Consider the following 11,678-nt stretch of genomic DNA (forward strand, 5'->3'; position numbering starts at 1 on the left):
GGCACCCACATCAGTAAGGGATAGGTTTCAGGCCACCCAGGCGGATAAATCCCGGGGGACGGGACGCACACACTGCGATCATGGAGCCGCTCGACGACCCCGTCCGTGCCGCCTCCACGATCCGGAGTACCCCTGCCATGAGTCCCGTCCCGCCGGACCCGTCCGCCCTCCACCCGATGCCGGACCAGCCCCGTGTGGTCCTGCTGAAACCGCTCGTGACCTCGCCGCTGATCGAGGTCGGCGCGTACTCGTACTACGACGATCCGGACGACGCCACGTCGTTCGAGACGCAGAACGTGCTGTACCACTACGGCCCCGAGCGGCTCGTCATCGGGAAGTTCTGCGCGCTGGGCACCGGCGTGCGGTTCCTCATGAACGGCGCCAATCACCGGATGGACGGGCCGTCCACGTTCCCGTTCCCCATCATGGGCGGCGACTGGGCCGAGCACTTCGACCTCATCACCGGCCTCCCCGGGCGCGGGGACACGGTGGTCGGCAACGACGTCTGGATCGGCAACGGCGCGACCGTGATGCCCGGTGTCCGGATCGGCCACGGCGCCATCGTCGCCTCGGGCTCGGTCGTCGTCGAGGACGTCCCCGACTACGGCATCGTCGGCGGCAACCCGGCCACCCTCATCCGCACCCGCTACCCCGCCGCCGACATCGCCCGCCTCCTCGCGCTCGCCTGGTGGGACTGGCCGATCGACCACCTGACCCGCCACCTCCGCACCGTCATGTCGGGCACCCTCGCCGAACTGGAGGCGGCGAAGCCCAGCGGCGGCTGAGGGCCCGCCGCTACATTGGGTCACCGCGAGGAAACCTCGTGTCGTGATCCGGGGAGGGCGACTGTGCCGTCAGGTCGATTACGTGTCGTACGGGTCGGGGGCCGGTCGTGACGCCGCGCCGGGGCCGGAGCGTACGGAGCACCCGAAGCGTTCCGCGGGTTCGGCGGCGCGGGCGGAAGGGTGCCGGGGGCGGGCTGCCGTACGTGGCGCTGGGCGCGGGACTGCTGGTCGCGTGGGCGGTGGTCGTGGCGGTCGCCCGGTTCCTCGCCGCCCATCCGTGGCTTCCGGTCCTGCTCGTGGTGCTGGCCGGCGGGGCCCTGGCCTGGTGGCTGGTGCGACGGCAGCGGGACGCGCGGTGGGCGGAGGTACGGGCGCGGGGGCTGCGGTACGCGCTCACGCAGCTGGACGCCCTGCATCACCGGCAGTTCGAGCACGCGGTCCGGGACCTGATGCGGCGCGACGGCTGCGCGGACGCCGTGCAGGTCGGCGGCGCGGGGGACAACGGTGCCGACGTGAAGGCGACGGACCCGTTCGGGCGCCTCTGGGTCATCCAGTGCAAGCACCGCCGTGCGGGGCTCCAGGGCTCGCCCGTGGGCACCCCGGACCTCCACGTGCTGAACGGCACCGGACGGCCGGTCCACAGGGGTGACGTGGTCGTCCTGGTCACCAACGGCAGGTTCACCGGGCGCGCCGTCGCGTTCGCCCACGACCAGCGGCTGCACCTGGTGGACCGGACCGTGCTCGGCGAATGGGCCGCCGGATCAAGGCCGTTGTGGGAGATCCTGCGGGCCGTGCCGCCGCCCCGGCGCCCGTCGTCCCGCTCCTGAGCACGGCGCGAGGGGGCGCACGGGAACCGGCGCGCGCAACCAAATGCCCATGGAATATGCCCTCTTGGCTGCGCGCCGACGGTCCGCTGCCTCATCGTGGTCGTGGACGGGGCGGCCCGCTCGGGCCGCCCGCGCACGCGTGGGGTGAGGAGGGATGCCGGATGGGCTGGAGGCGTGAACGGTTCGAGTCGCACGAGGGCGAGGTCGGGGTGCTGCTCGCCGACGGCAGCGAACCGGGGCCGGTCTACTTCGACATCGGCAGCGGCACGTACGTCCACGAGTCGACCGACTGGTGGGTGTACACGGGCGAGTTACGCAGGCCCACGGCCACCTCGATGCGGGGCAGGTGCGCCTGCGGCTGGCGGGCCGCGCGCGCCTTCCCCATCGACTGGCAGCGGGTCGACCCGGCCGACCTCACCGCGTACGACGTCTCCGGGCCGCTCCAGGACTGGGAGGCCCACATGGACGAGGTCGCGGCCCGCGCGGTGCGGCTGCCCGAGGACGTGGCCGGGCTGCTGAAGCGGCTGTACGAGCGCCTCGACGAGCTCGTGGACGACGAGCCGCTGACCGTGCTCCGCGCCGTCGACCGGCTGGAGGCGATCGTCGGCGTGTACGGCCCCATGGCCGCCCGGCTCGTCACGGGGATCGGCGAGGCGGGCGGCGGGATGGTGCGGGTCGCCGAGGCGCTGGGGATGACGGAGGAGGCCGCCGGATCGCGCCTGCGGCACTACCGCTACCTGGACTTCTGAGGAGCCCCGGCGGGTGCGCCCGCCGGGGCCCCTCAGGGGCGGGTGTCCGCTCAGCGCGCGACGGCGGCGGGCGCGGCCTCGTCGGGGGCCCGGCGCGGGCCGGCGAGCGGGGTCGGGCGGGCGTGCGACTGCGGCGCGGCGGCCCGGACGCCGGCCGCGTCGAGCAGGGCGCCGACGCGGGCGGCGGCCCCGCGGGTGACCGGTCCGGTCAGGGCGGCCCCGTGGTCTCCGCTCAGGGCGAGGACCGCGGCCTCGGCCTCGCAGCCCCACAGGTCGTGGGAGTGCAGCAGTCCGGTCCCCGGGCCGTAGCGGTAGCCGTCGCGCCGGTTGAGGGGCCCGTCGGCGGGGCCGCTGGTGCCGATGGGCCACAGGAGGCGGGCCCCGCGCTTGTTCCACTGGTCCCGGTCGACGCGGCTCGGCTGGCTGTCGTCGATGAGGACGTGACCGGTGAGGTCGGCGTCCGGTACGAGCGCGTCCAGGTCGAGCCGCTCGGTGCTGGCGCTGACGGTCACCGGGCAGGTGCGCAGCACCTCACCGGCGTCGTCGGTGACGCGGGTCCTGCCCTCCGCCCCGGCCGCCCGGACCACCCGGTCGACGCGGCCGAGGCGCGTGGTCCGGTCGCAGGCGACGAAGGCGAGGCCGGGGAAGTCGGCGAGGAGCATCGTCAGGATCGAGGTGCCGATCGAACCGGCCGCCCCGATCACCCCGATCCGTACGGGCCCGCCGCCGGGCACCTCCCCCGCGACCCGTCGCGTCAGCTCCCGGATCAGGTGAACCGTTCCGCCGTGTCCCGTCGTGACCACCGGAACGTTTCCGCCCACCGCGATCGCGTCCCGGCCGAACCGCGTCCACGCCGGCAGGGTCGCGCCGAGCCCGAACACCTCGGCACCCAAACGTTTCCGCGCGAAGGCGATCGTGTCGCGGACGATGCCCGAGATCCGCTCGGCGGCGGCCGCGGGTGCCAGGTCCGTGCCGAGATCCGCGGTGACGGGGGCCTGGAGGACGAGGCCGCGACGGCCCGCGTGCGCGCCGTACGAGGCCATCACCAGCGGCGGGAGAGCGGCGATGAGGTGCTGGCCGGAGCTCGCGGAGACCCCGTACCGGGTGTCGAGCAGCGGCAGCAGGTGGTTGATCTCGGGCCCCCGGGCGGGGTCGTGGCGGCTGAGCAGGTTCGGGACGACGAAGACCCGGTCGGCCGGAAGGTCCGGCGCGACCCGGCCCTCGTACAACGCGAAGGCGTCCTCGACGGTGGCGTACGTGCGGGCCGCGGCGTCCGCGACGGCTCCGGTCCTGGTACGAGGGGCCGGTGCGGCGGCGCGATCCGGCGCGGGCCGAGCGGCTGCCGGCCGCCCACGCGCTGGTCCGCGCCGATCCCGCGCGCCGCGCCCCGCTGGACTTCGCGCTGCCGGCCCGCCGGCAACGCGCGCTGCTCGGGGTGAGGTCGGCACCCTTCCGGTCGGGCGATGCCTGCGCGAAGGCGGGCCGCGAACGGTACGGGCTGACCGCCCGCACCCGGGCCGATCTCGCCGCCTGCCTCGGTGAGGCGGGCGCGCCTGACGCCCCCTCCCCGCGCCCCAGGTCCGCCCCGGCCCGCGCCCCTCCCTTCGGCGGCGCGCGGGGCCCGCGCCTGCCTCGACGTGGCCTTCTCCCACCCCTTCGCCGACGGCAACGCCCGCGCCGCGCTCCTTACCCTGGTGTACGTGCTCTGACGCGGGAGGGTGTAGTGCTGTCCGAGGTCGGCCCGCTCCAGACCACCCGCTACGCGGACGACCCCGTCGGCGCCGCCGAACTCGCCGCGCTCATCGGCTTGCTCGCCCGCCCGCCCCGTCCCTCCCGAAGGAGAAGCCACCCGTGAGCCTCCGGCCGTCCCCTCCCCCGCTCCCCGCCTGGATGACCTGGTGGCAGCGTCCCTTCCCCGACGCCAACACCCTTCTCCTGAGCGGCCGTCGGCCGGCTCTGGTCGACTCCGGCTTCGTCGGCCACGCCGCCGAGACCGCCGGCTGGGCCCGCGCCCACGGCGGCCGGATCGACCTCGTCGTCAACACCCACTGGCACTCCGACCACGTCGGTGGCAACGCGCTCCTCCAGTCCCGGGGAGCCGCCGTCGCGGCGGGCGCACCGGAGGCCGAGGCGATCGCCCGGCGCGATCCGGGCTGCTGCGCGGCCGAATACCTGGACCAGCCCGTCCCCGCGTACACCGTGGACATGCCGCTCGACGACGGGCAGGTCCTGCGCCTCGGGGACACCGACTGGGAGGTCGTCCGCACGCCGGGGCACACCCCCGGGCACCTCGCGCTCTGGCAGCCGGAGGAACGCGTCCTCGTCGTCGGCGACGCGCTGTCGGACTACGACGTCGGCTGGGTCGCCCTCGCCCCGGACGGCCCCGGGGCGGCCGGGACCGCGCTCGCCTCGCTCAAGCGGATCACGGACCTCGGCCCCCGCGTGATCCTCCCCTCGCACGGCCCGGTCCCCGCCGACCCGGACGCCGCGTGCGCCGCCGCCCTGCGCCGGGCCCAGCGGCTCGTCGACGACCCGGCCGGCGCGGTCTGGTACGGGGCCCGGCGGATCCTCGCGTTCGCGCTGATGATCCGGGGCGGCATCCCTGCCGGGGAGGTCGAGCCGTACCTCCACGCCCGCGCGTGGCTGTCCGACGCCGCCCGCCTCTTGGCCGTGCACCCCGAGGCCCTGGCCGCCGAGCTGGTGGCGACCATGCTCGGCAGCGGCGCCGTGGTCCTGCGGGACGGGCGCCTGCACGCCGCCGCCGAGCACACCCCCGTACCGCCCGAGTCGCTGCGCGCGCCCTATCCCCGCGCCTGGCCCCCAGGGGGCGAACGCGAGCCGAACGTCTGACCGAGCGGAACCAGCCGTCCGAGGGAGCGCCCGGCGTCATGATCACGCCGTTCCGGGAGCGTGCGGCATGACGCGTCCCGACGCCGGGCACCGATGCCCGCGTGCCTCACACCGACGCCTCCGACGCCTCCGACTCCACCGCCGCGCCCGCCACGCCCGATGTCACCGGCTCCCCTGAACCCACCGACCGCATCGCGCGGTTCACCGCGCTGTCGGCGCGCCTGACCGGCTTCGACGGGGCCGACCTGGTGGCCACCGGTCTCGTCGAGGCGTATCTGGACCTGGCCGCCGAGGAGCTCGGCGCGCCCCTGCTCGCCCGCCTGCTGGACGACAGCCGCCCGGCCGACGGGGACGAGCGGTTCCGTGACGCCGCCCGCGCCGTCACGTACCTCTGGTACACGGGCAGTTGGCCCGGCCGTCCCCCGGTGCCGGTCTCCCCGCGCGCCTACGCCGAGGCGCTGGCGTGGAAGTCCGCCGGGCTCAACGCCCCCGCCACGCACCCCGGCGGCTACGGAAGCTGGGCCGGGGCCGAAGGAGGCGTCCGGTGACGCGGTACGACGTGATCGTCGTCGGCGGCGGTGTCGCCGGCTCGCTCGTGGCCCACCGACTCGGCGCGCACGGCCGCCGGGTCCTGGTCCTGGAGGCGGGCGCGAACGAGGCCGAAGCGGACCGGCACGACCCTCTCTCCTCCTACCTCCGCGCCGTCGCCAAGACCCCCCACCCGGCGGCCTCCTGGCCCGTCATGACGGATCTCTCCGGCACGGAGGGCACGGCGGGCACGGGTGACTCGACGGGCACGACGGGCACGACGGGCACCCCCGGCTACCGTTCCGTCGGCCACCTGCGCCAGGACGGCCCCCTCCCGTACGCCAGCGGGTACGTGCGCACCAACGGCGGCACCGGCACCATCTGGACCGGGCTGGCGCCCCGCATGCTGCCGGAGGACTTCGACACGGAGCCGTTCGGGTACGGGCGGCGCTGGCCGCTCACGTACGACGAGCTGGAACCCCACTACCGGGCGGCCGAGGAGCACCTGGGCGTGGCCGCCGACGCCGACGAGCAGCGGGAGCTGCTGGGCCTGCGGTTCCCGGACGGGCACGTCTTCCCCATGCGCCCGCTGCCCGCCGCGCGGCTCGACCGGGTGTTCGCGGCGCGCCTCGACGGACAGCGGGTCAAGGACCCCGTCGCGCTCGGCGACGTGGAGCTGAGGGTGGTCCGCACCCCGCACGCGCGCAACGGCGTCCCCGACCCCCGCTACGACGGCGGCCGGGGTTACGTGCCGCGCGGGCGGGACGGGCGGCCCGATCCGCACAGCCGGTGCGTGGGCAACGCGAGCTGCATCCCGTACTGCCCCTCGTACGCGAAGTACACGCCGCTGAAGACGCAGGGCCGGTGGGGGCCGTCGGTCACCCTGCGGGACCGGTCCGTGGTGAGCCGGGTGCTGGTCGACGGGAACGGGCGCGCGACCGGTGTGGAGTACCGCGCGTACGACGGCACGGTGTCCGCCGCGCACGCCGACGTGGTCGTGCTCGCCGCGCACGCGATCGAGAACGCGCGCCTGCTGCTCCTCTCCGGGCTGGCCGGCCGCAGCGGGCAGCTCGGCCGGAACCTGATGGACCATCCGGTGCTGCTGACCTGGGGCCTGCTCCCCGAGGGCGAGGACGCGGGCTCGTACCGGGGGCCCGGCTCGGTCTCGGGCTTCGAGGGCTTCCGGACCGGTGAGGCGCGCCGGGCGCGGGCGCCGTTCCGGGTCGAGTTCGGCACCTGGGGCTGGATCTGGTCGAAGGGCCCGGTGCACACCGACGTGTGGCACCTGCTCGCCGAACGCGGCCTTTCGGGGCGGGAGTTGCGGGAGGCGCTCGGGGACCGGCTGCGCCGCCAGTTCACCCTCCAGTTCGAGATGGAGCAGGGCGCCGATCCGGCGAACCGGGTCACCCTCCACCCCACCGAGCGGGACGCCCTCGGCCTGCCGCTCCCCCTGGTCACGTACGACCTCGACGAGCACGTGAAGGAGGGCATGGCCGCCGCGCGGGCCGTCTCGGACCAGATCTTCGCGCTGCTGGGCGCGGAGGACCACACGGACTACGCGCCGGCCGCCGCCTGGCCGGGCCGCTTCGAGCACCGCGGCCGGACGTACGGCTACCGCGGGGCGGGGCACGCGGCGGGCACGCACATCATGGGCGACTCCCCCGGCGACTCGGTGGTGGACCCGTGGCAGCGCTGCTGGGACCACCCCGGTCTCTACGCGGTCGGCTGCGGCAGCATGCCGTCGGTGGCCACGTCCAACCCGACGCTGACGATGGCCGCCCTCGCACTGCGCAGCGCCGAACGCGTCGAGGCGGACCTCGCCGCCCGCGACCGCCCCCACCCGATCACCACGCCCGTGTCTCCGCCGTCCCAGTAACCCCACCTATCCCCCCGCAGGTCCCCCCATCCACCCACCCATCCGTACGACCCACTCCGGAGCCCTCGAATGACCGCGCTGCCCTTGCCTCCCGTGACCGATCCCTTCCGGCTGCCCTTCCACTACGGGGCCCTGCACCAGATAGGCGTCGACTGGCTGGTCGACCCGGGGCCGGTGCGCGAGCTGCTGGCCAAGCGGCACCCGGAGCTGTCCGCGGCGGTCTTCGACGACGGGCGGGCGCTGGTCTCGTTCAACTACCAGCTGTACTTCGCGCAGTATCCGTTCGGCGGCGGCGTCACCCAGGAGATAGAGCTCAACGTCATCGCCTTCCCGACGGCCGAGGCCGGCCGGCTGCCCAAACTGAGTTACGCGCAGTACGCGCAGGGCTGGGACCAGACCAAACTGCTCGGCATCGCCCGGCTGCACGTCGTGTGCGACAACCCGTTCGCGATCCGGGCCGGGCGGGAGCTGTACGCGGAGCCCAAGGTCCCGGGCTGGTTCGAGGTGCTCCTGCCGTCGCTGAACGGCCCCGCGGGGCGGACCTGGACCGTCCGGTGCAAGGCGGGCGAGGTGGCGGCGGACGACAGCCTGCGACAGCTCCCGGCGCCGCTGCTGGACCTCACGGCCAAGCTGGACGGGCTGGACTCCGCGCCCGCCAACTCCGCCCCGGTGACCGGCTACGGCACCGACCCGGAGGGGCGGCTGCTCGCCGGGCCCATGAACGTCTACCAGCCGTACGACTGGTACGACCTGTCCGCCCCCGAGCTCGCCGGACGCACCCAGCTCACCCTCCACGACCCGTACGGGGAACTGGGCCGTGACCTGCGGTTCCTGCTCCCGGCCGATGCCCCGGCGGCCGGTGCCTGGACGTACCAGTCGGCTCCGGTGGCGGCGCACAACCGCCCGTACTACCTGCCGACGGGGCCGCGCGGCTGAGCGCGGGCGGGCTCAGGCGCGGCTGCCCGCCCGCCAGGTGAGGTAGCCGCCGTCCAGGTTGCGTGCCTCGTGGCCGTACTGGGTCAGGAGGCGGGTGGCGACGTGGCCCCGGACGCCCACCTGGCAGTGGACGATCACGGGCCGGTCGGTGGGCAGTTCGTGGGCGCGGGTGCGGAGTTCGTCGACGGGGATGTTGCGGGCGCCGGGGATGGCGGCGGCCCGGTGTTCGGCGGCGGTGCGCACGTCGACGAGGACGGCGCCGTCGGCGAGGGCCGCGTCGAGTTCGTGCCACTGGACGGTCGCGGTGGTGCCGGTGGCCAGGTTGTCGGCGACGTGGCCGAGCATGTTGACGGGGTCCTTGGCGGAGCCGTACGGGGGCGCGTAGGCCAGCTCAAGGTCGGCGAGTTCGGGTGCGGTGAGTCCGCCGCGGATCGCGGTGGCCAGCACGTCGACGCGCTTGTCCGCACCGTCCGCGCCGACCGCCTGGGCGCCGAGGATCCGCTGGGTGCCGGGCTCGACGAGCAGCTTGAGGGCGAGGGGGCTGGCGCCCGGGTAGTAGCCCGCGTGGGAGCCGGGGTGGGCGTGCAGGACCTGGTGGGGGCGCCCGGCCGCGGCGAGACGCTTCTCGTTCCAGCCGGTGGCGGCGGCGGTCAGGCCGAAGACCTTGGCGACGGCGGTGCCGATCGCCGGGGCGCTGCTCACCGGGCGTCCGGTGAGGGCGTCGGCGGCGAGGCGGCCGTGCCGGTTGGCGAGGTTGGCGAGCGGGACGAGGGTGGGGTCGCCGGTGAGGTGGTCGGGCTTCTCGGCGGCGTCGCCGACGGCGTGGACGTGCGGGTCACTGGTGCGCTGGCGGTCGTCGACGGCGATGCCGCCGCGCGGGCCGACGGCCAGGCCGGCGGTGCGGGCGAGGGCGGTGTCGGGGCGGACGCCGATGGCGAGGACGACGAGGTCGGCGGGGAGGGTGGTGCCGTCGGAGAGTTCGACCTCCCTCGGCAGGACCTTGCTCACCTGGGTGCCCAGGCGGAGGTCGATGCCGTGGGCGGTGAGTTCGTCGGCGAGCGGGGCGGCCATCTCCGGGTCGAGCGGCGGCAGGACCTGCCGGCCGAGCTCGACGAGGGCGACGTCGAGGCCGCGCAGCCGCAGGTTCTCGGCGACCTCGACGCCGATGAACCCGCCGCCCACGACGACGGCGGTGCGGGCCCCGGCCGCGGCGGCGGCGATCCGGTCTGTGTCGGTGACGTCCCGCAGGGTCATCGCCCGCTCGACGCCGGGCACGTCCGGGACGACGGGCCGGGCGCCGGGGCTGAGGACGAGGTGGTCGTAGGGCTCGGCGTACGTGGTGCCGGCGGCGCCGTCCCGTACGGTGACGGTCCGCGTGTCCGGGTCGATCGAGAGCACCTCGTGGCCGGTCCGCACGTCGAGGGCGAACCGCGCCTCCAGCGACTCGGGGGTCTGGAGGAGGAGCGCGTCCCGGTCCTCGATCACGCCGCCGAGGTGGTAGGGCAGTCCGCAGTTCGCGTACGAGACGTGGGGACCCTTCTCCAGGACCACGATCTCCGCCCACTCGTCCAGACGCCGCAAACGCGCCGCCGCCGACATTCCGCCCGCGACTCCACCGACGATGACGACCTTCACCGTTTCCTCCTCCAGAACAAAACCATCGATACCCCCGAGGGTATTTGCGGAGCGGGGGGTCCCCCGGGGGGCGAAGGGCCCGATCCGGGGAGCCGAAGGCCCTCGGCGGGCCTTCGGCCGTGAGGGGGGACGGGCAGAACGCGCGCGATGAAGGCGCGGCCGCGTCGCGCGCGTTCTGCCTGGCGGGCCTGGCCGGATGCACCGGTCCGAGCCTCCGTCGAGCGGCCCGGCCCGGAAGGATGAACGCATCAGCGGATGACCGGCCCCGCCCAGGGTGGGGGTTTCGGGCATATCCGCCGGGCACTCGTACGGCGGTAAACGCTCTCTACGCGGGCGGCGCCCGGCGCACCCGGCGGCGCTCGTGACATTGCGGAATCGTTGCTTCCACGCAGCGGCGCCCCGCGCCCACTCCTCCGCCCCACCGGCATCGGAGAATGAAAAGACTTTATTCCTACTAATTACCCTTGCGCGCCCCCTTCCCGCGCTGGCCAAAAAACGACGTTCCGTAATTCACGACCCCTCGCATCCGCTGCTACTCTGCGAGCTCCCTATTCGCATGTATGGAGATTCTCCGCATGGAAGATCGACCCGATACGGGGTCGCTGCCGGCGAATGCGTGGACCATCGGCGCGTCCGCCCGCGAGTGTCTCCGCTATGCCGCGTACCCGCTCCTGGCCCTGTCCGCCGGCTGGCTCTTCACCGAGGTCCTGCGCCTCGGCTGGGACCGCGGCGAGGCCGTCCAGTACTTCCTGGGCGGCACCATCGTCTACCTCGCGGTGCTGGAGCGGCTCATCCCGCACCGGGCCGACTGGCATCCGAGCGCCAGGGAACTTTGCTGGTACGCGGTCCATTTCGGGTTCACCATGGCCGGTGCCGTGCTCGGCCAGTCGGTCGTCGCGGCCGTCCTGGCCGCGACCCCGGTCCCGGGACCGGGGCTCGCCCTCTGGGCCGAGGTGCCCCTCGCGCTGCTGGCCTCCTCGCTGGCGGGCTACGCGGCGCACCGCTGGGCGCATTCCAATCGGTGGCTGTGGAAGGTACACGGAATCCATCACGTCCCGGGAAAGGTGAACGTCGCCAATAACGGCGTCAATCACCTGCTGGACGTCGCCTTCAAACAGGGCGCCGTCCAATTGACTCTCGGATTTCTCGGATTCTCCGCCGACTGCCTTTTCGCGGTGGCACTCTTCACCATCGTCCAGGGCTATTTCGTGCACGCGAACGTGGAGGTCCGTCTCGGGCCGCTCCACCACGTCCTGGCCAGCCCCGAGCAGCACCGGCTGCACCACAGCGCCGACCTGTCCGAGGCCGGTCACTTCGGCGTGGACCTGTCGGTGTGGGACCGCCTCTTCGGCAGCTTCACCTGGCGCCCCGACCGCCGCCCGGCCGTCGTCGGCGTCAAGGACCCCGCCACGTTCCCGGAGACCGGCGCGATCCTCGCCAGCCTGCTCCACCCCGTGCGCCGCCCGCCCCGCGCCGCGTAGCCCGCCCCGTA

The 11,678-nt window shown here is 74.5% G+C and carries 11 protein-coding genes; 9 read left to right on the plus strand and 2 right to left on the minus strand.

The genetic code is table 11. The features are described 5' to 3' along the window. Positions 1-137: 137 nt before the first annotated feature. The 3 genes from AB0C99_RS31955 (at position 138) to AB0C99_RS31965 (ending at position 2,361) form a co-directional block, all read left to right on the plus strand. A complete protein-coding gene (locus AB0C99_RS31955) occupies positions 138-785 on the plus strand; it encodes a CatB-related O-acetyltransferase (RefSeq protein WP_362482643.1) in 648 nt (215 codons plus the stop codon). A gap of 203 nt (positions 786-988) precedes the next feature. Continuing rightward, on the plus strand, positions 989-1,612 hold the full coding sequence (locus AB0C99_RS31960) for a restriction endonuclease (RefSeq protein ID WP_362482646.1): 624 nt from the start codon (positions 989-991) through the stop codon (positions 1,610-1,612). A gap of 161 nt (positions 1,613-1,773) precedes the next feature. After that, the gene (locus tag AB0C99_RS31965) at positions 1,774-2,361 is read left to right on the plus strand and encodes a hypothetical protein (RefSeq protein ID WP_362482648.1); all 588 of its coding nucleotides are present in this window, start codon (positions 1,774-1,776) and stop codon (positions 2,359-2,361) included. 50 nt (positions 2,362-2,411) lie between these two features. Here the strand turns inward: AB0C99_RS31965 and AB0C99_RS31970 are convergent, their stop codons facing one another. After that, positions 2,412-3,590 (minus strand): hypothetical protein, encoded by a 1,179-nt coding sequence (locus tag AB0C99_RS31970; RefSeq protein ID WP_362482651.1) that lies wholly within the window; start codon positions 3,588-3,590, stop codon positions 2,412-2,414. 494 nt (positions 3,591-4,084) lie between these two features. Between AB0C99_RS31970 and AB0C99_RS31975 the strand changes: the two genes are divergently transcribed. The 5 genes from AB0C99_RS31975 (at position 4,085) to AB0C99_RS31995 (ending at position 8,551) form a co-directional block, all read left to right on the plus strand. Next, positions 4,085-4,216 carry a hypothetical protein gene (locus AB0C99_RS31975; RefSeq protein ID WP_362482654.1) on the plus strand — a complete coding sequence of 44 codons (132 nt, stop codon included), beginning with the start codon at positions 4,085-4,087 and terminating at the stop codon, positions 4,214-4,216. After that, entirely contained in the window at positions 4,213-5,211 is a 999-nt protein-coding gene (locus AB0C99_RS31980; protein WP_362482656.1) for an MBL fold metallo-hydrolase, read from the plus strand. Before AB0C99_RS31975 ends, AB0C99_RS31980 begins: the two co-directional genes overlap by 4 nt. A 101-nt stretch (positions 5,212-5,312) precedes the next feature. Next, positions 5,313-5,759: a hypothetical protein gene (locus tag AB0C99_RS31985; protein ID WP_362482659.1), complete on the plus strand. Its 447-nt coding sequence runs from the start codon at positions 5,313-5,315 to the stop codon at positions 5,757-5,759. Beyond that, complete coding sequence (locus AB0C99_RS31990) at positions 5,756-7,615, plus strand: GMC family oxidoreductase (RefSeq protein WP_362482661.1); 1,860 nt, start codon at positions 5,756-5,758, stop codon at positions 7,613-7,615. Before AB0C99_RS31985 ends, AB0C99_RS31990 begins: the two co-directional genes overlap by 4 nt. Before the next feature lie 93 nt (positions 7,616-7,708). Continuing rightward, entirely contained in the window at positions 7,709-8,551 is an 843-nt protein-coding gene (locus AB0C99_RS31995) for a hypothetical protein (RefSeq protein WP_362482664.1), read from the plus strand. 12 nt (positions 8,552-8,563) lie between these two features. Here the strand turns inward: AB0C99_RS31995 and AB0C99_RS32000 are convergent, their stop codons facing one another. Further along, positions 8,564-10,186: an FAD-dependent oxidoreductase gene (locus tag AB0C99_RS32000; RefSeq protein WP_362482667.1), complete on the minus strand. Its 1,623-nt coding sequence runs from the start codon at positions 10,184-10,186 to the stop codon at positions 8,564-8,566. A 575-nt stretch (positions 10,187-10,761) separates the two neighbouring features. Between AB0C99_RS32000 and AB0C99_RS32005 the strand changes: the two genes are divergently transcribed. After that, positions 10,762-11,667: a sterol desaturase family protein gene (locus tag AB0C99_RS32005; protein WP_362482670.1), complete on the plus strand. Its 906-nt coding sequence runs from the start codon at positions 10,762-10,764 to the stop codon at positions 11,665-11,667. Positions 11,668-11,678: the final 11 nt, after the last annotated feature.

The organism is Streptomyces sp. NPDC048659 (assembly GCF_040650575.1).
GTDB lineage: Bacteria > Actinomycetota > Actinomycetes > Streptomycetales > Streptomycetaceae > Streptomyces.